This is a genomic window from Burkholderia cepacia ATCC 25416 (genome assembly GCF_001411495.1).
Taxonomy (GTDB): Bacteria; Pseudomonadota; Gammaproteobacteria; order Burkholderiales; family Burkholderiaceae; genus Burkholderia; species Burkholderia cepacia.
This window is the reverse complement of sequence record NZ_CP012981.1, coordinates 2,214,583-2,237,060: the sequence shown is the minus strand read 5'-3', so window position 1 is coordinate 2,237,060 and position 22,478 is coordinate 2,214,583. Positions and strand designations below refer to the sequence as shown.

The following is a 22,478-nucleotide window of genomic DNA, read 5'->3' as shown; positions in this document are numbered from 1 at the left end:
CCGTTACTTTTTCGAGAAGATCGTGCGCGCCAGGATGTTGAGTCCGAGCACACCGAGCGTAATCAGGAACACACCCGCCCATGCGAGCGCCTGCCATTCCGCGAACGGGCTCATCGCGAACTTGTAGATCGTGACGGGCAGGTTCGCCATCGGCTGGCTCATGTCCCACGAGAAGAACTGGTTCGACAGCGCGGTGAACAGCAGCGGCGCCGTTTCGCCGGCGATCCGCGCGACCGCGAGCAGCACGCCCGTCACGATCCCGCCGACCGATGCGCGCAGCGTGATCTTCAGCACCATGCGCCACTTCGGCGTACCGAGCGCGAAGGCCGCTTCGCGCAGCGCGTTCGGCACGAGCTTCAGCATGTTCTCCGTCGTACGGATCACGATCGGAATCTGCAGCAGGGCAAGCGCGATCACGCCGGCCCAACCCGAGAAGCGCCCCGACTTCGCGACGACGATCGCATACACGAACAGGCCGATGACGATCGACGGCGCCGACAGCAGGATGTCGTTGATGAAGCGGATCGTGCTCGCCAGCAGGTTCTTCTGGCCGTATTCGGCGAGATAGACGCCCGCGAGGATGCCGATCGGCGTGCCGACCAGCGTGCCGAAACCGCACAGCAGCAGGCTGCCGACGATCGCGTTGGCGAGACCGCCGCCTTCCGTGTTCGGTGCCGGCGTCGATTCCGTGAACAGTTGCAGCGACAGGCCGCTGACGCCGAGATGCACCGTCGTGTAGAGAATCCACACGAGCCACAGCAGCCCGAAGGCCATCGCGCCGAGCGACGCGGCCAGCGCGATCGCGTTGACGGCCTTGCGCTTGCGCTGCAGGCGGTTGCGCATCGCGTCGAGCACGGCGCCGTCCGGCCCCGGGAAATTCATGATGGGCTCGCTCATTTCTTGCCCTCTCCCTTCTCGAGACGAAGCAGCAGCAGTTTGGAGATGGACAGCACGATGAACGTGATCAGGAACAGGATCAGGCCCAGCTCCATCAGCGCGGACGTATGCAGGCCCGGTTGCGCTTCCGCGAATTCGTTGGCCAGCGCCGACGTGATGCTGTTGCCCGGTGCGAACAGCGACACGCTGTCGAGCAGGTTCGTGTTGCCGATCACGAAGGTCACGGCCATCGTCTCGCCGAGTGCACGGCCGAGGCCGAGCATCACGCCGCCGATCACGCCGGTCTTCGTATAGGGCAGCACGACCTTCCACATCACTTCCCAGGTCGTGCAGCCGATCCCGTATGCCGACTCCTTCAGCAGCACCGGCGTGACTTCGAACACGTCACGCATCACCGATGCGATGTACGGGATGATCATGATCGCGAGGATCACGCCGGCGGCAAGGATGCCGATACCGATCGGCGGGCCGGCAGTCAGCGGGCCGATAATCCAGACGTCCTTGAACAGGCGGCCGATCGGCTTCTGGAAGTATTCCGCGAAGATCGGCGCGAACACGAGCAGGCCCCACATGCCGTACACGATCGACGGAATCGCGGCGAGCAGCTCGATGGCGATGCCGAGCGGGCGGCGCAGCCACACGGGCGACAGCTCGGTGAGGAACAGCGCGATGCCGAAGCTGACCGGCACGGCGATGACGAGCGCGATGATCGACGTCACGATCGTGCCGTAGATCGGCACGAGCGCGCCGTAGAGGTCCGAGTTGGGATCCCACTCGGATTGCCACAGGAAGCCGAGGCCGAACTTCTGGATGGTCGGCATCGACGCAATGATCAGGGAAACGATGATCCCGCCGAGCAGCAGCAGGGTCACGATGGCGGCGAGCCGTGCAAGACCGCCGAATACGACATCCCCGAGGCGGCTCGGCGCGCGTTGCTGCGCAACGTCGGCGGACCGTGAGGACGTATAGGAAATATCAGACATGGGTGCCTGCTTTTGATTGCCGGGCGCCGTAACGCCCGGCTTTACCGCACACACTGCCCGACCGGCACGGCCGGGCAGCGAACCGCTGCAATGCTTACTCGGCGGCGACCGGCTTGCCCGACGCGTCCGTCACCTTGACCTTCCACTGCTTGCGGATTTCCGCTTCGACTGCCGGCGGCAGCGAGATGTAGTCGAGGCTGTCAGCAGCCTTCTCGCCGTTCTTGAACGCCCAGCTGAAGAACTTCAGCGTTTCCGCGCCCTGCTCCGGCTTTTCCTGCTTCGCGTGCAGCAGCACGAACGTCGCGCCGACGACCGGCCAGGCTTCCTTGCCCGGCTGGTTCGTCAGGATCTGGTAGAACGACTTCGACCAGTTCGCGCCTGCGGCAGCAGCCTTGAACGTTTCGGTCTTCGGCTCGACCACCGTGCCCGTCGAGTTCTTCAGGGCCGTGTAGATCATGTTGTTCTTCTTCGCGTACGCCCACTCGACGTAGCCGATCGCGCCCGGCAGGCGCTGCACGAAGGCCGCGACGCCGTCGTTGCCCTTGCCGCCCGTGCCCGTCGGCCAGTTGACCGTCGTGCCTTCGCCGATCTTCGACTTCCACTCGTCGTTGACCTTCGACAGGTAGTTCGTCCAGATGAAGCTCGTGCCCGAGCCGTCAGCGCGGCGGACCACGGCGATGTCCGTGTCCGGCAGCTTGACCTTCGGGTTCAGCGCGGCGATCGCCGGGTCGTTCCACTTCTTGATCTTGCCGAGGTAGATGTCGCCGAGCACCGGGCCCGACAGCGTCAGTTCGCCGGCCTTCACGCCCGGCACGTTGACGACCGGCACCACGCCGCCGACCACCGTCGGGAACTGGAACAGGCCTTCCTTCGCGAGTTCGTCATCCTTCAGCGGAGCGTCCGAGCCGGCAAAATCGACCGTCTTCGCGATAATCTGCTTCAGGCCGCCCGACGAACCGATACCTTGGTAGTTGACCTTCGCGCCGCCGGTCTGCTGGTAGTCAGCAGCCCATTTCGTATAGATCGGCATCGCGAACGTGCTGCCTGCGCCCGTGATGTCGGCAGCGTGGGCGGCGACGGCGAAAAGCGCGCCAGCCAGGCCGGCAATCGCGGTTTGCATCAATTTCATGAGACCTCCAGTGTGTGAGCGGATGACTACGGCACCGCGAAGGTTAGGGGCTCCTCATGACGGTAATGTGACAATCGATGAAACTGGCGTGACAGTAACATGACTGGTTGAAAGGGAGTAACAGGGTCGGCGCGCGTGGCGCGCAGACGGCGCCGGAGGGGCGATGGCGGCAGGAATTGCCGGCCCGGAAGGGACAGGATGACGCCCCGTTTCTCACTGCGTGGCGGGATCACGGCGCCGCGTCGGTGGTACGAAAAGCCTCCGCCGGCGGCTGGCCCGCTCTCGGGGTCGGACGATTTTTCGTCCGGAGAATGCAGCAGTCGATATGCGTTACTTATAGGTATCGCAAACCTTTGCGTCTGATGAAATCGCGGCGCCCCGAAGGCGCCGCATGCCGGTTCAACGGAACGCCGGCGCGCGGGCGTCCGACCGCCCTCGCACCGGGCCCGCGCGTCAGGCCGTCGCCGCGCGCACCGCGTCGGCGATCGTCTCCGCATGGCGGACCGCGTCGGCCGCTTGCTGCGCTTCGACCATCACGCGCAACACGGGCTCGGTGCCCGATGCGCGGATCAGCACGCGGCCGCTGCCGGCGAGCGCGGCTTCGGCTGCGTCGATCGCTGCGCGAATCGACGTGCTGCCCTTCCAGTCGGCACCTGGCTTCATCCGCACGTTGATCAGCTTCTGCGGGAACAGCGTGACGCCGTCGAGCATCTGCGCAAGGGTCTGGCCGCTGCGCTTCAGCGCAGCCAGCACGAGCAGCGCCGACACGATGCCGTCGCCGGTCGAGTGGCGATCGAGCGACAGGATGTGGCCCGAGCCTTCCGCGCCGAGTTGCCAGCCGTGCTCGCGCAACTGCTCGAGCACGTAGCGATCCCCGACCGCCGCCCGCACGAACTTCACGCCCGCGCGCTGCAGCGCGACTTCGACGGCGAGATTCGTCATCAGCGTGCCGACCGCGCCCTCCACCTTGCCGTCGGTCGCGATCCGGTCCTTCACGAGCACGTAGAGCAGCTCGTCGCCGTTGTACAGGCGACCGGTCGCGTCGACGACCTGCAGGCGGTCCGCATCGCCGTCGAGTGCAATGCCGAGATCGGCGTGGTTCGCGCGCACCGCGCGCACCAGCGCGTCCGGCGCGGTCGCGCCGACGCCGTCGTTGATGTTGAAGCCGTTCGGCGCGACGCCGATCGGGATCACGTCCGCGCCGAGTTCGTGGAACACGTGCGGCGCGATCTGGTACGCGGCACCGTGCGCGCAGTCGATCACGAGCTTCAGCCCGCGCAGGTCGAACGCGGCCGGGAACGTGCTCTTGCAGAATTCGATGTAGCGGCCGGCCGCATCGTCGAGACGGCGCGCCTTGCCGAGACCGTCGGACGATGCGCATTCGAGCGGCTTGTCGAGCCACGCTTCGATCGCGGCTTCGGTGTCGTCCGGCAGCTTGTTGCCGTCAGCGGAGAAAAACTTGATCCCGTTGTCGCGATACGGATTGTGCGACGCGCTGATCACGACGCCCGCCGACAGGCGCAGGGCGCGCGTCAGGTAGGCGACCCCTGGCGTCGGCATCGGGCCGGCCAGCATCACGTCGACACCCGCCGCCGAGAACCCTGCCTCGAGCGCGGCTTCGAGCATGTAGCCCGACACGCGCGTGTCCTTGCCGATCAGCACGGTCGGCCGCGAGCCGGCCGCGCCATCGGCCGAGCTGGCCAGTACCTTGCCGGCCGCGTAGCCGAGACGCAACACGAAATCCGGCGTGATGGGTGCCTCGCCCACCGTGCCGCGAATGCCGTCCGTGCCGAAATATCGACGTCCCATAGCGAATCTTCCTCCTTCGTCTTCTGACTTATCGTTGCCGCGCGGCTTCGCGCACGGCATTCCAGACTTTCAACGCATCGACCGTCGCCGCGACATCGTGCACGCGCACGATCGCCGCCCCACGCTCGACCGCGCACAATGCGGCCGCCACGCTCGCCGCGACGCGCTCCATCGGCGGCTTGCCGCCGATCACCGCGCCGAGCATCGACTTGCGCGACATGCCTGCGAGTATCGGATACGCCCGCCCGTCGGGCCGCGCGGGCGCCGTTTCCGGCAGTGCGGCCAGGAGTGCATAGTTGTCGTCGACGACCGCCTTGCCGAACCCGAAACCGGGATCGACGCAGATCCGCTCCGGCGCAATCCCCGCGTCGCGCAGTGCCTGCGCGCGCGCGGCGAGAAAATCGCGCACGTCGGTCACGACGTCGCCGTAATCGGGTTCGCCGACCTGCATCGTTTGCGGCTCACCGAGCATGTGCATTGCACACAGCCCGCAATTGCCCTCGCGCACCGCGTCGATCGCGCCCGGCTGGCGGAACCCCCAGATGTCGTTGATCAGGTCGGCGCCTGCGGCCAGCGCCGCGCGCATCACGGCAGGCTTGTAGGTATCGATCGACAGCGGCACGTTCAATGGGCGCAGCGCTTCGACGAGCGGGATCACGCGCGCGAGTTCCTCGTCGAGCGGCACCGGCGGCGCGCCGGGGCGCGTCGATTCGCCGCCGATATCGAGAAGATCGGCGCCTTCGGCAATCATCCGCTCGGCCTGGCGCAGCGCATCGTCGCGCGCGAGGAAGCGGCCGCCGTCGGAGAACGAATCGGGCGTGGCGTTGAGAATGCCCATCACGAGCGGGCGCTCGAACGTCAGTTCGAAGCGGCCGCACCGGAGTGGCGCGGGAATTTGGGGGGAAACAGCGGAATCGGACACGGGCAACTGGCGTGAATGAATGCAAAACGGGCCGGTGTGAAGACACACCAGCCCGTGAACGGTGCTAAAGAGCGGAGATTATGCCGCCGGCGAAGCAGGCGCCGGCGCGTTGCCGGCCTTCACCTCGGCGCTGCTGCCGCCACCCGACGAATCGCCGCCGACAGCCGGCGAGCTCTTCGGGGAGCGCGGCGGACGGCCTTCCATGATGTCGTTGATCTGATCGGCATCGATCGTCTCCCACTCCATCAGCGCGGCGGTCATCGCTTCGACCTTGTCGCGGTTCTCTTCGAGCAGGCGGCGCGCAAGGCCGTACTGTTCGTCGAGCACGCGGCGGATTTCCGAATCGACCTTCTGCTGCGTCGCTTCCGAGATCGTGCGCGTGAAGCCACGGCCGAACGGCGATGCATCGTTTTCGTCGTCGACGTAGACCATCGGCCCGAGCGCATCGGTCATGCCGAAACGGGCGACCATCGCGCGCGCCGTCTGGGTTGCCTTGTTGAAGTCGTCCGATGCACCGGTGCTGACGAGGTTCATGAACAACTCTTCCGCCACCCGGCCACCGAACAGGATCGCGAGGCGGTCCATCAGGTAGTCCTTCGAGTACGTTTCGTTGTCATGCTCCGGCAACTGCCACGTGACACCCAGCGCGCGACCGCGCGGAATGATCGTGACCTTGTGCACGGGGTCGGCCTTCGGCAGCAGCTTCGCGATCACCGCGTGGCCCGACTCGTGATACGCGGTCGCACGCTTCGCTTCCTCGCGGATCACCGCCGACTTGCGCTCCGGACCCATGAAGATCTTGTCCTTCGCGTCTTCGAAATCCTGCATCTCGACGATGCGCTTGCCGCGGCGTGCGGCGAACAGCGCAGCCTCGTTCACGAGGTTCGCGAGATCGGCGCCCGAGAAGCCCGGCGTGCCGCGCGCGATGACTGCCGCATCGACGTCGTTCGCGATCGGTACCTTGCGCAGGTGCACGCGCATGATCTGTTCGCGGCCGCGGATGTCCGGCAGACCGACGTAGACCTGGCGGTCGAAACGGCCCGGACGCAGCAGCGCCTTGTCGAGCACGTCGGAACGGTTGGTCGCAGCGATCACGATCACGCCCGAGTTCGCCTCGAAGCCGTCCATCTCGACGAGCATCTGGTTCAGCGTCTGTTCGCGCTCGTCGTTGCCGCCGCCCATGCCGGCGCCGCGATGACGGCCGACCGCGTCGATTTCGTCGATGAACACGATGCACGGTGCATGCTTCTTCGCCTGTTCGAACATGTCGCGCACACGGGCCGCGCCGACGCCGACGAACATTTCGACGAAGTCCGAACCCGAGATGCTGAAGAACGGCACTTTCGCTTCACCCGCGATCGCGCGGGCCAGCAGCGTCTTGCCGGTACCCGGAGGGCCGACGAGCAGCACGCCGCGCGGAATGCGGCCGCCCAGCTTCTGGAATTTCTGCGGATCGCGCAGGAAGTCGACGAGCTCGGACACTTCTTCCTTCGCTTCGTCGCAACCCGCGACGTCGGAGAAGTTCACCGCGTTGTTGTTCTCGTCAATCAGCCGCGCACGGGATTTGCCGAACGAGAACGCGCCGCCTTTGCCGCCTCCCTGCATCTGCCGCATCATGTAGAACCAGAACACGATGATCAGGATCGTCGGCCCGAGGTAGTACAGCGCGGACATCAGCGCGTTCGGCTCGTCGTCGGCCTTGCCGCTGACCTGCACGCCGTACTTCATCAGATCGCCAACCATCCAGATGTCGCCGGGCGACACGATCTGGTATTTCTGGCCATCAGCCGGAGTGACGGTGAGGTTGCGCCCCTGAACGATGACGTTCTTGACCTTGCCGTTCTTGGCGTCGTCCATGAACTGCGAATAGGACACGCCTTCCTGGACGCGGGGCTTGTCGAACTGCTTGAACACCGTAAACAGCACCAGTGCGATCACCAGCCACACCGCTGCCTTCGAAAACATATTGTTGTTCAAAGCACCACTCCTTCACTCGTAGACGAGCGCCTACATTTTCCTTGCGGCGCCCCTCGGTCATTCTAATCCAGTCCGACCACCCTCGCCATAAGCATTGACAACCGCCGCGATAGCGCTTCGCTTGTCTGGCAAGGGCCGGAGCCCGTTTGCGGCACCCCGCCGCGCATCAGCGCGGACGTTTCAGATGCCGACCCAAAATGAACGTTTCGGACGATTTGTCGCGGGACGCCTTCGGCTTGCGCGGCGCGACGGTCTTAAACTGCTGTTTGAATTTCTCGACGATCTGGCTGTAGCCGCTGCCGTGAAAACACTTCACGAGCAACGCACCATCCGGCTTCAGATGGTTCTGCGCGAATTCGAGCGCCAGATCGCAGAGATGCTCGATGCGCGCCGCGTCTGCCGAGGCCACGCCGGAGAGGTTGGGGGCCATGTCGGAAATAACAAGGTCCACCGCGCGGCCTTCGAGCAATTCCTCAAGCTGGTGAAGGACGTCATCCTCGCGGAAGTCGCCCTGGAGGAAGTGGACGTCGGCGATCGGCTCCATCGGCAGGATGTCGAGCGCGACGATCGTGCCGTCGATGCCGCCTTCGCGCTCCGCATCGCGCTTCTTGCCCTGCGCGAGCTTGTTGCGGGCATACTGGCTCCAGCTGCCCGGCGTCGCGCCGAGATCGACGATCACCTGGCCCGGACGGATCAGCTTGTCCTGCTCGTCGATTTCCTTCAGCTTGTACGCGGCGCGCGCGCGATAGCCCTCCCGCTGCGCCATTTTGACGTACGGGTCGTTGATGTGGTCGTGCAGCCAGTGCTGGTTGAAGCGGTTTTTTGCCATTCGAAAGAGAGATTGCTGCCAATTGCTTCGTGAAGCCGCGCTTTTAGCGGATAATACGCGTCTTCTTCGCGCGGCTGCGGCCCCTTTTCGGGCCCAAGCCGCGATTTTACGTGGTTTCGGCGCACGGCTGACGCGGTAACTACCCGCGATCGCTTTTCAGTCAGCGCGCCCTTATTTAGATTTCGACATTTCCATGCCCGCCCTTTCGCTTTCTCCCGCCGAGCGCTCCGCGCTGCGCTCCCAGGCCCATGCGCTCAAGCCCGTCGTGCTGATCGGCGCCGAAGGGCTCACCGACGCCGTGCTGAAGGAAATCAAGGTGCACCTCGACGCGCACCAACTGATCAAGATCCGCGTGTTCGGCGACGAACGCGACGCGCGCATCGCGATCTACGACGAGATCTGCGATCGCCTGAGCGCGGCGCCGATCCAGCACATCGGCAAGCTGCTGGTGATCTGGAAGCCCGAAGCCGCCGTTGCGGCCCCGGCCCGCGGCCGTCGTGCCGGCACGCTACCGAGCGCGGCCGAAGCCGTGGACGACAAAAAAGGCCGTGCCCCGCGCACCGTCAAGGTCGTCAAGGTGTCGCCGAACGCGAGCCCCGTGCGCCGTCCGCGGCCGGTCAAGGTCACGGTGCGCGGCAACGAACGCGTGACGGCGGGCGGTACCGTGAAGCGCGCGAAAAAGCGCCAGGCCAGCACGAAGCGTCCGTTCCAGGACAAGTAAGCATCGGGGCGGCACGGCTGCGCCGTACCGCCACCCTGCCCGCGGGCCCGGCATTGACCGGGCCTGCGCGGCACACGCGTCAGGCGTCGCGCGCCGGCAAACGCCAGATCAGCATCAGCCCCAGTACGCTCTCGACGAGGTAGAACACGCTCGAGACGCCGTGCAGCATCCCGAAGCGGCTCGCATACGGCGAATTCGCGATATCGGTGCCCGCGTCCATCGCGGCGACCCGCAGCGCGTTCATGAACGGCTGCAGCGCAAAATACCCGACCAGCACACATACGACCATCGCGGCGACGACCCAGCGCACGCGGCGATATTCGCTGCTGCCGCGTCGAACCTGCTGGTTCGACAGCGCGAGCAGCAGCACGCCGCATACGACACCGAGGATCGCCTCGATACGGAACAGCTGGGCGGCGACCGAACCGGCCGTCATCCGCTCCAGCGTCTTGAACAGCACGGGCGCGACCGCATACCCGATCGTCAGCAGGCTGCCGACCCACACGGCCGACAGCAGACGGAACACGCGATGCGGCATCGTGTCGCCCCGCTTCAGATGTAGCTGACCGAGATGATTTCGTATTCGCGCACGCCGCTCGGCGCCTGCACGGCCGCGACGTCGCCTTCGGACTTGCCGATCAGTGCACGCGCGATCGGCGAGCTGACCGAGATCAGGCCGTGATCGATATCGGCTTCGTCGTCACCGACGATCTGGTACTTGACGGTGTCGCCCGACTCGAGATCCTCGAGTTCGACGGTCGAGGCGAAAACCACGCGGCCTTCGGCGTCGAGCACGGTCGGATCGATGACCTGCGCGGCCGACAGCTTCGATTCGATTTCCGCGATACGACCCTCGATGAAGCCCTGCTTTTCCTTCGCGGCATCGTATTCGGCGTTTTCGGACAGGTCGCCCTGTGCGCGGGCCTCCGCGATCGCGTTGATCACGGCCGGCCGCTCGACGGACTTGAGGCGCTGCAATTCATCGCGCAGTTGCTCTGCGCCACGCTTTGTCAACGGAATGGTGCTCATAAACGGCTCAATCGCTAAAAACGGCTATAAAAAAAATCACCGCGATTAAGCGCGTTTCCGATGCACTGGAAACACCGCCTAATCGCGGCACGTGTTGCTTCTACAGGTAACTGACTGCTTAGTTTAGGCGAGCGTGAAGACCTTGTAAATCATAGACTTCCAGATCCTTCAGGTAGCGCAAGCCTTCGACTGCCGCGCGCGCGCCCGACATCGTCGTGTAGTACGTGACCTTGTGCGCCTGCGCGCTCATGCGGATCGAACGCGAATCAGCGATCGCCTGGCGCGTTTCGTCGACCGTCGTGAACACAAGTGCGATCTCGCCGTTCTTGATCATGTCGACGATGTGCGGACGGCCGTCCTTCACCTTGTTCACGACCTTCACCGGCACGCCGGCCGCCTCGATCGCGGCAGCCGTGCCCTTCGTCGCGACGATCGGGTAGCCGAGGTCGTGCAGCATGCGCGCGACTTCGACCGCCTTCGGTTTGTCCGCATCCATCACGGTCAGCAGCACCGTGCCCGACTCCGGCAGGCGCGAACCGGCCGCGAGCTGCGACTTGAACAGCGCTTCGCCGAACGTCTGGCCGACGCCCATCACTTCGCCGGTCGAACGCATTTCAGGCCCGAGGACCGGATCGACGGTCGGGAACTTGACGAACGGGAACACCGCTTCCTTCACGCTGAAGTACGGCGGCTCGACTTCCTTCGTCACGCCCTGCTGCGCGAGCTTCTGGCCGACCATCGCGCGCGCCGCGATCTTCGCGAGCGGCAGGCTGGTCGCCTTCGACACGTACGGCACCGTGCGCGATGCGCGCGGGTTCACTTCGAGCACGTAGATGATGTCCTGCTTCGAACCGTCAGCCTGCGGCACTTGCTGGATCGCGAACTGAACGTTCATCAGACCGACCACGTTCAGCGCCTTCGCCATCGCGCCCGTCTGGCGCTTCAGCTCGGCCACGGTCTCCTTCGACAGCGAGTACGGCGGCAGCGAGCATGCCGAGTCGCCCGAGTGGACGCCCGCCTGCTCGATGTGCTCCATCACGCCGCCGATGAACACGGCTTCGCCGTCGCAGATGCAGTCGACGTCGCACTCGATCGCGTCGTTCAGGAAGCGGTCGAGCAGCACCGGCGAATCGTTCGACACCTTCACGGCCTCGCGCATGTAGCGCTCGAGGTCGCGCGGCTCGTGGACGATTTCCATCGCGCGGCCGCCCAGCACGTACGACGGGCGCACGACCAGCGGATAGCCGATTTCGGCCGCCAGTGCGAGCGCTTCGTCTTCGGCGCGCGCGGTGCGGTTCGGCGGCTGGCGCAGGCCGAGGTCCTGCAGCAGCTTCTGGAAGCGTTCGCGGTCTTCGGCCGCGTCGATCATGTCCGGCGACGTGCCGACGATCGGCACGCCGTGCGCCTCGAGGTCGAGCGCGAGCTTCAGCGGCGTCTGGCCGCCGTACTGGACGATCACGCCGACCGGCTTTTCCTTGTCGACGATCTCGAGCACGTCTTCGAGCGTCAGCGGCTCGAAGTACAGGCGGTCGGACGTGTCGTAGTCGGTCGACACCGTTTCCGGGTTGCAGTTGACCATGATCGTTTCGTAGCCGTCCTCGCGCATCGCGAGCGCCGCGTGCACGCAGCAGTAGTCGAACTCGATGCCCTGGCCGATCCGGTTCGGGCCGCCGCCCAGCACCATGATCTTCTTGTTGGTGGTCGGCTGCGCCTCGCACTCTTCCTCATAGGTCGAGTACATATACGCGGTTTTCGTCGCGAACTCGGCCGCGCACGTGTCGACGCGCTTGTAGACCGGGCGCACGTTGAGTTCGATGCGGCGCTTGCGGACGTCTTCCGGCGTCGCGCCGAGCAGCTTCGCGAGGCGGCGGTCGGAGAAGCCGCTCTGCTTCAGGTAGCGCAGCTCGTCGAACGTCAGCGACGCGAGCGTGCGGCCCGCGAGCGCCTTTTCCTTCAGGATGATCTGCTCGATCTGCTCGAGGAACCACGGGTCGATCGCGGTTTCCGCGAAGATTTCCTCGGCCGTCATGCCGATGCGGAACGCATCGCCGACGTACCAGATGCGATCCGGGCCCGGCTCGTGGATCTCGATCGCGATCTCGTCGCGGTCGGTCGACTTCTCGTCGAGACCGTCGACACCGACTTCGAGGCCGCGCAGCGCCTTCTGGAACGACTCCTGGAACGTACGGCCGATCGCCATCACCTCGCCGACCGACTTCATCTGCGTGGTCAGGCGCGAATCGGCTTCACGGAACTTCTCGAACGCGAAACGCGGGATCTTCGTGACGACGTAGTCGATGGTCGGCTCGAACGACGCCGGCGTCTGGCCGCCGGTGATTTCGTTCTTCAGCTCGTCGAGCGTGTAGCCGACGGCCAGCTTCGCCGCGACCTTCGCGATCGGGAAGCCCGTTGCCTTCGATGCGAGCGCCGACGAACGCGACACGCGCGGGTTCATTTCGATGACGACCATGCGGCCGTCCTTCGGGTTGATCGAGAACTGCACGTTCGAGCCGCCCGTGTCGACGCCGATCTCGCGCAGCACCGCGAGCGATGCGTTACGCAGGATCTGGTATTCCTTGTCGGTGAGCGTCTGCGCCGGCGCGACCGTGATCGAGTCGCCGGTATGCACGCCCATCGGGTCGAGGTTCTCGATCGAGCAGACGATGATGCAGTTGTCGGCGCGGTCGCGCACGACTTCCATCTCGTATTCCTTCCAGCCGAGCAGCGACTCTTCGATCAGCAGCTCGCGCGTGGGCGACAGGTCGAGACCGCGCTTGCAGATCTCCTCGAACTCTTCGCGGTTGTACGCGATGCCGCCGCCCGAGCCGCCGAGCGTGAACGACGGACGGATCACGACCGGGTAGCCGCTGCCGCCGGTGCCGGCCATGATCTCGGCGTGCACCTGGGTCGCTTCTTCCATCGAGTGCGCGATGCCCGACTTCGCGGAACCGAGACCGATCTTGGTCATCGCTTCCTTGAACTTCTGGCGGTCTTCCGCCTTGTCGATCGCTTCCGGCGACGCGCCGATCAGCTCGACGCCGAACTTCTCGAGCACGCCGTGGTGGTGCAGGTCGAGCGCGCAGTTCAGCGCGGTCTGGCCGCCCATCGTCGGCAGGATCGCGTCCGGGCGCTCCTTCTCGATGATGCGTGCGACGACTTCCCACGTGATCGGCTCGATGTAGGTCACGTCGGCCGTGTTCGGGTCGGTCATGATCGTCGCCGGGTTGCTGTTGACGAGAACGACCTTGTAGCCCTCCTCACGCAACGCCTTGCAAGCCTGCGCGCCCGAATAGTCGAACTCGCACGCCTGGCCGATGATGATCGGGCCGGCGCCGATGATGAGGATGCTCTTGATGTCTGTGCGTTTTGGCATGGCTTGTGAATTCAATAAGTAATCGTTGTCGTGGGTCGGCCGGCTGCGCTCAGCTCATCGTGGCGAGCGCGAGCTTCACCGAGAAACCGATGAACAGGCCGCCCACGCTGCTCGCCGCGCCTGCTGCAAGCTTGCGGCGGCGGCGGAAGTGCTCGGCGAGCCGCGCACCCGCGAAGATCAGCGTGCTCAGGTACAGGAAGCTCGCGCATTGCGCGATCGCCCCGAGCACGACGAACGACAGCGCGGGATGCGGGAATGCCGGGTCGACGAACTGGATGAAGAACGAGATGAAGAACAGGATCGCCTTCGGATTCAGCAGGCTCACGATCAGCGCCTTGCGGAACGGACGCTCGCCGTCGACCGCGGGCGGTGCATCGGCCGGCGCATCGGTGCGCGCGCGCAGCTTCTGCCACGCGCTGCGCAGCATGCCGGTGCCGATGTAGAGCAGATACGCGGCGCCGCCGTACTTGACGACGGAGAACAGCAGCGGGTTCGCCTTCAGCAGCGACGCGACGCCGGCGGCGGACAGCACCATCAGCACCGTGTCGCCGACGAACACGCCGCACGCCGCGCGATAGCCGGCCTTCACGCCGCGCTGCGCCGCGAGCGACAGCACGTACATCGAGTTCGGCCCCGGCAGCAGGATGATGAAGATCACGCCGAACACGTAGGTCCAGATATCCGTGATGCCGAGTGCGTGGCCGAACATGATGCGAATCTCCCGTCCTTCGGTTGCGTCGGTTGCGTTAAGCGTTGCGCTGCTTCGCCGCGTCCATCAGCGCGGTGAAGCGGTCGAACAGATAGCCGATGTCGTGCGGGCCGGGCGATGCTTCCGGGTGGCCCTGGAAGCAGAATGCCGGCTTGTCGGTCAGCTCGAAGCCCTGCAGCGTGCCGTCGAACAGCGACACGTGCGTCACGCGCGCGTTGGCCGGCAGCGAATCCGCATCGACCGCGAAGCCGTGGTTCTGCGACGTGATCACCACGCGGCCGTCGCCGAGATCCTTCACCGGGTGGTTCGCGCCGTGGTGGCCCGTCTTCATCTTCAGCGTCTTCGCGCCGACCGCGAGGCCCATGATCTGGTGACCCAGGCAGATGCCGAAGGTCGGCACGCCGCGCTCGATGAATTGCTTCGTGGCCGCGATCGCGTAGTCGCACGGTTCAGGATCGCCGGGGCCGTTCGACAGGAAGATGCCGTCCGGATTCAGCGCGAGCGCATCTTCCGCGCTCGCCTCGGCCGGCAGCACCGTCACGTGGCAGCCGCGTTCCGCGAGCATGCGCAGGATGTTGTACTTGACGCCGAAATCGTACGCGACGACACGGTACTTCGGCGCTTCCTGCATGCCGTAGCCGCCTTCGAGGCGCCATTCGGTCTGCTTCCACTCGAACGGCTTCGTGGTCGACACGACCTTCGCGAGATCCATGCCCGCGAGACCCGGGAACGAGCGCGCGAGTTCGATCGCCTTCGCTTCGTCGTCCGAGCCCGTCAGGATGCAGCCGTTCTGCGCGCCCTTGTCGCGCAGGATGCGGGTCAGCTTGCGGGTGTCGATGCCGGCGATCGCGACGACGCCTTCGTCGCGCAGGTAGTCGCCGAGCGTGCGGTCCATGCGGAAGTTCGATGCGAGCGTGGGCAGATCACGGATGATCAGGCCGGCGGCATGGACTTTCGTGGCTTCGACGTCTTCGGCGTTCACGCCGACGTTGCCGATATGCGGATAGGTAAGCGTGACGATCTGGCGCGAGTAGCTCGGGTCAGTCAGGATTTCCTGATAGCCGGTGATCGCGGTATTGAACACGACTTCGCCGATCGTGTGGCCTTCGGCCCCGATCGAATAACCACGAAAGACCGTGCCGTCGGCGAGTGCAAGCAAGGCGGGAGTAAAAGACGGCAACACGGGAGGCTCCTTGGGGAACACCCTGCTGCCGACCTGTTTACCCTGCCGCGCGAGCGCCGCGCTGCGTGGGCGCGCGTGGTCGCTAGCTGAACGCGGCCTGCGTTGTCGTGACGCGAACCCGGCGCGTGGCGCACGAGGCTTCGCGGCATCGCCCGGCAGGCGGCGTGCGGCGGATGAACGGGATGTATGAGGTAGGCGCTAGGGTGCGAGGTTGATCAGCACAAACTTTCAAATTATAGCCTGAAAATGGCCTTATCTTCAATCGATATGGCCGTCCGATCGTGCGTGCGCGACGCGCGGCGGCGCGAAGCAGCGCGCTGCGGCCCCGTTTTACGCGGCCGCCCTGCCCCGAGCGTACCGCCGGATCAGTGCACTTGGCCAGCGCCGCGCGCGGGCCATACGTACCAGACCGCGCTCGCGAGCTGCAGAGCCAACAACACGCCCCATGCGGTGAAGTGCGCGGCGGCCGGATAACGGCCATCGACCGCGGGCCAGTGCGACAGCACCGCGCCGACACCGATCTGGAACGCAAAGATCAGCAGGAAGATCACGAGCGTGAGCGTCGTGTTCGCGCGGCCGATCAGATGCGCGGGAAAATGTCCGGCCATCACCGCGTAGGTCAGGATGCCGACGCCGCCGAACATCCCGTATGCGGCCCACAGAACGGCCGGCGGCAACGGCACGCGCGCCACGATCGCGGCCTGCGTCGCGACGAACAACGCCATGCCGATGCCGCAGAACGCGTACACGGACACGCCGCGCCGCTCGAGCACGCGCGCCGCGGCGCCGAAGCCGACGCAGCCGGCCATCATCGCGAAGCCGAGCACCGACACGAGGCGCGCCGCATGCGGCGCATCGAACCCCGCGACGTCGCGCAGGTACGGCCCGACCCACAGCGACTGCATCGCGTAGAACACCCCCTGCGTGACAACGGAGAACGACGAGATCTTCCAGAACGCACGGCTGCCCAGGATATGCCACGTGCCCTTGAACTGGCTGACGAGCCCGCCCTGGTGACGCACCTGCTTCGCCTCCGGCGCGCCCAGGCCGATCGACGCCGCGACGGCCACCGTCAGCACCGCGAGGCCGAAACAGATCGCGCGCCAGCTCGTCCAGCCGAGCAGCCAGGTCAGCGGCGAGCCGACCATCACGCCGCCGAGGCCGCCCACGGCCATCACGAGACCGTTCACGAGCGGCAGCCGGCCGACCGGGAAATGCTGCGCGAGCGCCTTGAACGCCGCGCCGAGACACACCGATACGCCGACGCCGATCAGCAGCCGGCCGACCATCATCGTGCCGAGGCTGTGCGCGGCGCCGAACACGGCCGCACCGGCAGCCGCGAACAGCAGCATGCCGGCCGTCACGCGGCGCGGGCCGAAGTGATCGAGCATCACGCCGGCCGGGATCTGCGCGCCCGCGAAGCCGAGGAAATAGAGACTGGTGAGCAGGCCGAGATCGGCGGCCGACAACCCGAGCTCGTGCGTGACGAACGGCGCGAAGCCCAGATTGACGCCGCGAAACACATACGACACGAAATACCCGACCGAAAACAGCGCGAGCACCCTCACCTGCACCGACGACATCGCTTCCCCTTGTTATAAGAAGGCATTCAAGGCGGCACCCCCGCGCCACGCACAAACAAAAACGCCGTCACCTCGGTGACGGCGTTTCGTCGCATTTCGTCGGATGATAACGCAATCGCACGAACCGGGCCGGCCGCGCGATGCGCTCGCGACTGCGTTATTTCTTCTTGCCCTTGTGCGTTGTGGCCTTGGCCGGCGCCGCTTTCGTCGCTTTCGTCGATTTGGCCGCCGGCTTCGCCGCGCCGCGCTTCGCGCCGTGCGACTTGCCGCCCACCGCCAGGCTCGCGCGCTCGATGTGCGCACCGGCGGCCGACGTCGCGATCCGTTCCGGACCGGGCTCCGCCGGCACCGAACGGCCGACCGGCACGTGCAGCACGAGCGCCTGGCCCGGCATCACGAGATCGCGGTGCGTGCGGTTCCACGCCTTGAGCTGGCCGACCGACACGCCGTAGCGGCCGGCGATCGCCGCCATCGACTGCTTGCGGCGCACGCGGATCAGCATCTTGCGCGTGTCAGGCACATCGGGTTCCATCGCGAGCGCGCCGTTTTCGGCGACGTCGGCGCTGATGTCCTCGTCGTCGTCATCGCCGCGCGGCACGACGATCGTCGAGCCCGGCTTCAGGCGCATGCCGGCCGGAATCTTGTTGATCGACATCAGCGTATCGGCGTCCACGCCGATCTTCTCGGCGATCGCGGCCGGTCGCGCACGTTCGCTGACCGTATAGGTGGTCCACGACGAAAGCTGGCCGTTGTAGGCTTTCAGGTTCTTCTCGAACGCCGACGCGTTGTCGAACGGCAGCAGGATCTGCGGCTCGGTCGCGCCGAGGATCACCGGCTTCGAGAACGACGGGTTCAGCGAGCGGAATTCGTCGAGCGACAGGTTCGCGAGCTTCGCGGCGACCGCCACGTCGATATCGCGCGACGTCGTGACCGTCACGAAATACGGGTGGTTCGGGATGTCCGGCAGCGTCAGCCCGTACTGCTGCGGGCTCGCGATGATGTTCTTCACCGCCTGCAGCTTCGGCACGTAGTTGCGCGTCTCGTTCGGCATCCGCAGGTTCTGATAGTCGGTCGGCAGGCCGGCCGCCTGGTTGCGCGCGATCGCACGCTGCACGTTGCCCTCGCCCCAGTTGTACGCGGCCAGCGCGAGATACCAGTCGCCGAACATGTCATGCAGGCGCGACAGGTAGTCGAGCGCGGCGCTCGTCGACGCGAGCACGTCGCGGCGCTCGTCCTGCCACATGTTGCGCTTCAGGTTGTAGGTACGGCCCGTGCCGGGCATGAACTGCCACATGCCGGCCGCCTTCGCGACCGACAGCGCCTGCGGGTTGTACGCGGACTCGATGAACGGCAGCAGCGCGAGCTCGGTCGGCATGTGACGCGCCTCGAGCTCCTCGACGATGTGATACAGGTACTTCTGCGAGCGCTCGGTCATGCGCTGCACGTAGTCGGGCCGCTGCGTGTACCAGGTCGTCTGCATGTCGACGAGGTCGCTCTGCAGGTCGGGCATCTGGAAACCGCGGCGGATGCGCCCCCAGAGATCGGAGTCTGCACTGGTCAGGTCGCCGACGGATTGCTTGTCGACGTCGACAGTTTCTTTGGCGGTGGCTGATTTACGGAGGTAGTTGGACGTCGCCTGCGAATCGGCGGCGTTGTTGGCGACAGGGGCCTGGCTCGCACAAGCGGCGAGCAGCAGAACCACCATCGCACTCAATATAAGTCGCATGAAAATCTCGGCTTCCGACGGCTGGAAATTGCAGGCGATACTACGGAAGTGCGTGCTTCACGTCAATAAAAACACCGAAAACTCAGCGAAATCCTACATTTGGAGCAATTTTTACAGACACCGCTTGAGCTTTGGAGTCCTCCGGAAATCGTCATCGGAACCGGTTTTTCCATTCGCGCATCAGCGTGAACGCCGTCAAACGATCCGGCACCGTTTCATGCAACTCGGCCTCGAGCGTGGCATGAATCGCCGCGCTGTCCGCCCGCATGAACGGGTTAACGGCACGCTCGTGAGCAATCGTAGTGGGCAGCGTCGGCACACCCCGCGCGCGCAGCGCCTGCGCTTCGTCGCGCCACGCAGCGAGCGCCGCATTGCCGGGCTCGCATGCGAGCGCGAAGCGAATATTGGACAGCGTGTATTCGTGGGCACAATGCACGCGCGTGTCGCCCGGCAGCGCGGCGAGCGCGTCGAGCGACGCGAGCATCTGCGCGGGCGTGCCCTCGAACAGGCGGCCGCAGCCGCACGAGAACAGCGTGTCGCCGCAGAACACGTGCGGCGCCGCGTTGCGCGGCCCGGCCGCCTGGAAATAGGCGATGTGGCCGCGCGTGTGACCGGGCACGTCGAGCACGTCGAATGCGACGGACGGTGCGTCGAGCGTCACGCGATCGCCGCCTGCCAGCGGCCGCGTGACCACGCCGATCGCCTCGGCCGCAGGGCCGTAAACCGCGAGCGGAGCATCGTCCGGTTGGCTATCGCGCAGTGCCGCGACACCGCCGACGTGGTCGGCATGATGGTGCGTGAGTAAAATAGCGGTCAACCGCCAGCCTCGTTCGGCAAGAACCCGGCGCACCGGCGCGGCTTCACCCGGATCGACGGCGATCGCATCGCGGCCGTCCGAGACGAGCCAGATATAGTTGTCATCGAATGCCGGAACCGGCACGTATTCCAGCTCGTTCATGGGCGCGCAATCATCGTTATGTCTGACCGTCAAATTATAGACTGGCCCGCCTGGACCGACTCGCCTCCCGGCCGCTACGTGCTGGGCTGGGAGCAGGCGCAGCTCGACCGGATCGTGTCCGACGTCTTCGGGTTCCACGCGCTGCAGCTCGGCCTGCCGCAGCTCGACGCGCTGCGCGAGAACCGCATGCCGTATCGCGGCCTCGTGCTCGATCCGGCGAGCGGCGCGAGCGCGCCCTATCAGTATCCGTGGGCCCGCGAAGCCCATTCGCCCGAGCATGCACCCGCCGATCGCAGCACGACCTGGTGCGACCTGCTCGACCTGCCGTTCGAGTCGCAGAGTGTCGACCTGATCGTGATGCCGCACACGCTCGAATTCACGTCCGATCCGCACCGCCTGCTGCGCGAGGCCGAGCGCGTGCTGATGCCGGAAGGCCAGCTCGTGATCACCGGCTTCAATTCGCTCAGCCTGTGGGGCATGCGGCAATCGTTCGGGCGCATGGCGAACCGTCCGTTCGTGCCGGCCACGCGCGACCAGATCGCGTTCATCCGGCTCAAGGACTGGATCAAGCTGCTCGGCTTCGACCTCGAACGCGGCCGCTTCGGCTGCTACCGGCCGCCGCTCGTCACCGACAAGTGGCTGGCCCGCTACGGCTTCATGGAAGCCGCCGGCGACCGCTGGTGGCCGATCTTCGGCGCCGTCTACATGGTGACGGCCGTCAAGCGCGTGCGCGGCATGCGCCTCGTCGGCCAGATCCGGATGAAGAAACCCGTGCTCGCACCGGGCCTGACGCCGGCGGCCTCCCCGACCACCCATCAAGAACATTCATGACAATCGATACGATCGACATCTATACCGACGGCGCCTGCAAGGGCAACCCCGGCCCCGGCGGCTGGGGCGCATTGATGCGCTACGGCGACAAGGAAAAGGAGCTGTTCGGCGGCGAGCCGAACACGACCAACAACCGCATGGAACTGATGGGCGTGATCGCCGCGCTCGAAGCGCTGAAGCGGCCGTGCCAGGTGATCGTGCACACCGACTCGCAATACGTGCAGAAAGGCATCAGCGAGTGGATCCACGGCTGGAAGAAAAAAGGCTGGGTCACCGCGGCGAAGACGCCCGTGAAGAACGCCGACCTGTGGAAGCGGCTCGACGCGCTCGTCGCGCAGCACGAGGTCGAGTGGCGCTGGGTCAAGGGCCACGCGGGCCATCCCGAAAACGAGCGCGCGGATGCGCTCGCGAATCGCGGCGTCGAATCGCTCACGGCCTGAACGCGGGCCGCCCCCTGTTTCCTACGTTTTCCCCGACATGCGCCAGATCATTCTCGATACCGAAACCACCGGCCTGAACGCCCGCACGGGCGACCGCCTCATCGAAATCGGCTGCGTCGAGCTGCTGAACCGGCGGCTCACCGGCAACAACCTGCACTTCTACGTGAACCCCGAGCGCGACAGCGATCCGGGCGCGCTGGCGGTGCACGGCCTCACGACCGAATTCCTCAGCGACAAGCCGAAATTCGCGGAAGTCGCCGACCAGATCCGCGACTTCGTGAAGGACGCCGAGCTGATCATCCACAATGCGCCGTTCGACCTTGGCTTTCTCGACGCGGAATTCGCGCGGCTCGGCCTGCCGCCGTTCACCGAACATTGCGGCGGCGTGATCGACACGCTCGTGCAGGCCAAGCAGATGTTCCCCGGCAAGCGCAACTCGCTCGACGCGCTGTGCGACCGCTTCGGCATCAGCAACGCGCACCGTACGCTGCACGGCGCACTGCTCGACTCGGAACTGCTCGCCGAGGTCTATCTCGCGATGACGCGCGGCCAGGACAGCCTCGTGATCGACATGCTCGACGACGCGGGTGCCGACGGCGGCGCGGCAAACGGCCAGCGCGTGTCGCTCGCCGCGCTCGACCTGGCCGTGGTGGCCGCGAGCGACGACGAGCTCGCCGCGCACCAGGCGCAGCTCGACGAGCTCGACAAGTCGGTCAAGGGCACCTGCGTATGGCGCCAGTCCGCCGACGCAGGCGCCGCCGAAACGGCCTGAAACACACGGCACACGGCATGCGCCGCGGCCGCGCTCACGCGCGCGGCTGCAGCGCGATGACCGCCATTCCGCCGAGCGCGAGCGCCGCGCCGGCCACGTCCCAGCGGGTCAGCGCGACGCCGTCGACCACCCGCAGCCAGACCAGCGCCACCGCGATGTACACGCCGCCGTACGCGGCATAGGTGCGCCCCGCCGCACTCGGGTGCAGCGTCAGCAGCCACGCGAACAACGCGAGCGACAGCGCGGCCGGCAGCAGCAGCCACACCGGCCGCCCCTCCTTCAGCACGAGCCACGGCAGGTAACAGCCGACGATTTCGGCCAGCGCGGTGGCGGCGAACAGCGCCGCGACCCTCATCAGTTCGGTCATCCGGTTCCTCGTGAATTCGCCCCCGCCACCGCGAGGCGGCACGGCCCCGCCGCACGCCGCCGATCATACCCGAGCCGCCCCCGCCGAACGCCCCGCCAGACGGGCGTTTCCCGGCAATTTGCACGATCATCCGTCATCGTGCTATCATGTCGCCTGTTTCAACATTCAATCTCTGTCTATTCGATTTCGAGAGAAGTCCGTCCGCGCGTTGCGGGCCGGCCCTTCGACCGAAATTGCACC

At 65.9% G+C, this 22,478-nt stretch carries 20 protein-coding genes; 4 read left to right on the top strand and 16 right to left on the bottom strand.

The features are described from left to right. Positions 1-3 precede the first annotated feature (3 nt). From pstA to APZ15_RS10185, 7 genes are all read right to left on the bottom strand, one after another. On the bottom strand, positions 4-897 hold the full coding sequence (gene pstA, locus APZ15_RS10215; protein ID WP_027787872.1) for a phosphate ABC transporter permease PstA: 894 nt from the start codon (positions 895-897) through the stop codon (positions 4-6). After that, positions 894-1,880, bottom strand: coding sequence for a phosphate ABC transporter permease PstC (pstC, locus tag APZ15_RS10210; RefSeq protein ID WP_027787873.1), 987 nt, complete (start codon positions 1,878-1,880; stop codon positions 894-896). Before pstC ends, pstA begins: the two co-directional genes overlap by 4 nt. A gap of 94 nt (positions 1,881-1,974) precedes the next feature. After that, complete coding sequence (gene pstS, locus APZ15_RS10205) at positions 1,975-3,009, bottom strand: phosphate ABC transporter substrate-binding protein PstS (protein ID WP_027787874.1); 1,035 nt, start codon at positions 3,007-3,009, stop codon at positions 1,975-1,977. Between the two features lie 453 nt (positions 3,010-3,462). Further along, a complete protein-coding gene (gene glmM / locus APZ15_RS10200) occupies positions 3,463-4,818 on the bottom strand; it encodes a phosphoglucosamine mutase (protein WP_021163356.1) in 1,356 nt (451 codons plus the stop codon). 28 nt (positions 4,819-4,846) lie between these two features. Beyond that, positions 4,847-5,740, bottom strand: a complete 894-nt coding sequence (gene folP, locus APZ15_RS10195; RefSeq protein WP_034195906.1) for a dihydropteroate synthase — start codon at positions 5,738-5,740, stop codon at positions 4,847-4,849. A gap of 78 nt (positions 5,741-5,818) precedes the next feature. Further along, complete coding sequence (ftsH, locus tag APZ15_RS10190) at positions 5,819-7,717, bottom strand: ATP-dependent zinc metalloprotease FtsH (RefSeq protein ID WP_021163358.1); 1,899 nt, start codon at positions 7,715-7,717, stop codon at positions 5,819-5,821. 166 nt (positions 7,718-7,883) lie between these two features. Next, the gene (locus tag APZ15_RS10185) at positions 7,884-8,546 is read right to left on the bottom strand and encodes an RlmE family RNA methyltransferase (RefSeq protein WP_021163359.1); all 663 of its coding nucleotides are present in this window, start codon (positions 8,544-8,546) and stop codon (positions 7,884-7,886) included. Positions 8,547-8,739: 193 nt separating this feature from the next. Between APZ15_RS10185 and APZ15_RS10180 the strand changes: the two genes are divergently transcribed. Next, positions 8,740-9,267 (top strand): YhbY family RNA-binding protein, encoded by a 528-nt coding sequence (locus tag APZ15_RS10180; RefSeq protein ID WP_027787876.1) that lies wholly within the window; start codon positions 8,740-8,742, stop codon positions 9,265-9,267. A gap of 79 nt (positions 9,268-9,346) precedes the next feature. Here APZ15_RS10180 and APZ15_RS10175 read toward each other — a convergent pair whose 3' ends face one another. The 8 genes from APZ15_RS10175 to gloB all read right to left on the bottom strand — a co-directional run bounded on the left by APZ15_RS10175 (position 9,347) and on the right by gloB (position 19,828). Then, positions 9,347-9,805 (bottom strand): DUF4149 domain-containing protein, encoded by a 459-nt coding sequence (locus APZ15_RS10175; RefSeq protein ID WP_021163361.1) that lies wholly within the window; start codon positions 9,803-9,805, stop codon positions 9,347-9,349. Between the two features lie 14 nt (positions 9,806-9,819). Further along, on the bottom strand, positions 9,820-10,296 hold the full coding sequence (greA, locus tag APZ15_RS10170; protein ID WP_021163362.1) for a transcription elongation factor GreA: 477 nt from the start codon (positions 10,294-10,296) through the stop codon (positions 9,820-9,822). Positions 10,297-10,414: 118 nt separating this feature from the next. Continuing rightward, on the bottom strand, positions 10,415-13,669 hold the full coding sequence (gene carB, locus APZ15_RS10165; protein WP_027787877.1) for a carbamoyl-phosphate synthase large subunit: 3,255 nt from the start codon (positions 13,667-13,669) through the stop codon (positions 10,415-10,417). Between the two features lie 49 nt (positions 13,670-13,718). Further along, positions 13,719-14,378: a leucine efflux protein LeuE gene (gene leuE, locus APZ15_RS10160; RefSeq protein WP_027787878.1), complete on the bottom strand. Its 660-nt coding sequence runs from the start codon at positions 14,376-14,378 to the stop codon at positions 13,719-13,721. Between the two features lie 37 nt (positions 14,379-14,415). Further along, positions 14,416-15,561, bottom strand: coding sequence for a glutamine-hydrolyzing carbamoyl-phosphate synthase small subunit (gene carA / locus APZ15_RS10155; RefSeq protein ID WP_027787879.1), 1,146 nt, complete (start codon positions 15,559-15,561; stop codon positions 14,416-14,418). Positions 15,562-15,926: 365 nt separating this feature from the next. Continuing rightward, positions 15,927-17,144 carry an MFS transporter gene (locus APZ15_RS10150; RefSeq protein ID WP_021163366.1) on the bottom strand — a complete coding sequence of 406 codons (1,218 nt, stop codon included), beginning with the start codon at positions 17,142-17,144 and terminating at the stop codon, positions 15,927-15,929. A gap of 157 nt (positions 17,145-17,301) precedes the next feature. Then, positions 17,302-18,870: a transglycosylase SLT domain-containing protein gene (locus tag APZ15_RS10145; protein WP_027787880.1), complete on the bottom strand. Its 1,569-nt coding sequence runs from the start codon at positions 18,868-18,870 to the stop codon at positions 17,302-17,304. Between the two features lie 151 nt (positions 18,871-19,021). Next, complete coding sequence (gene gloB, locus APZ15_RS10140) at positions 19,022-19,828, bottom strand: hydroxyacylglutathione hydrolase (RefSeq protein WP_027787881.1); 807 nt, start codon at positions 19,826-19,828, stop codon at positions 19,022-19,024. An 18-nt stretch (positions 19,829-19,846) separates the two neighbouring features. On the opposite strand from gloB, the gene APZ15_RS10135 reads away from it, so the two are divergent. Genes APZ15_RS10135 through dnaQ form a run of 3 tightly spaced genes read left to right on the top strand, consistent with a single transcriptional unit; the run spans position 19,847 to position 21,871 of the window. Continuing rightward, positions 19,847-20,659 (top strand): class I SAM-dependent methyltransferase, encoded by an 813-nt coding sequence (locus tag APZ15_RS10135; RefSeq protein ID WP_027787882.1) that lies wholly within the window; start codon positions 19,847-19,849, stop codon positions 20,657-20,659. After that, a complete protein-coding gene (rnhA, locus tag APZ15_RS10130) occupies positions 20,656-21,099 on the top strand; it encodes a ribonuclease HI (protein ID WP_021163370.1) in 444 nt (147 codons plus the stop codon). Before APZ15_RS10135 ends, rnhA begins: the two co-directional genes overlap by 4 nt. A 37-nt stretch (positions 21,100-21,136) precedes the next feature. Further along, the gene (dnaQ, locus tag APZ15_RS10125) at positions 21,137-21,871 is read left to right on the top strand and encodes a DNA polymerase III subunit epsilon (RefSeq protein ID WP_027787883.1); all 735 of its coding nucleotides are present in this window, start codon (positions 21,137-21,139) and stop codon (positions 21,869-21,871) included. Between the two features lie 34 nt (positions 21,872-21,905). Here the strand turns inward: dnaQ and APZ15_RS10120 are convergent, their stop codons facing one another. Beyond that, positions 21,906-22,238 carry a YnfA family protein gene (locus APZ15_RS10120; protein ID WP_027787884.1) on the bottom strand — a complete coding sequence of 111 codons (333 nt, stop codon included), beginning with the start codon at positions 22,236-22,238 and terminating at the stop codon, positions 21,906-21,908. Between the last annotated feature and the right edge of the window lie 240 nt (positions 22,239-22,478).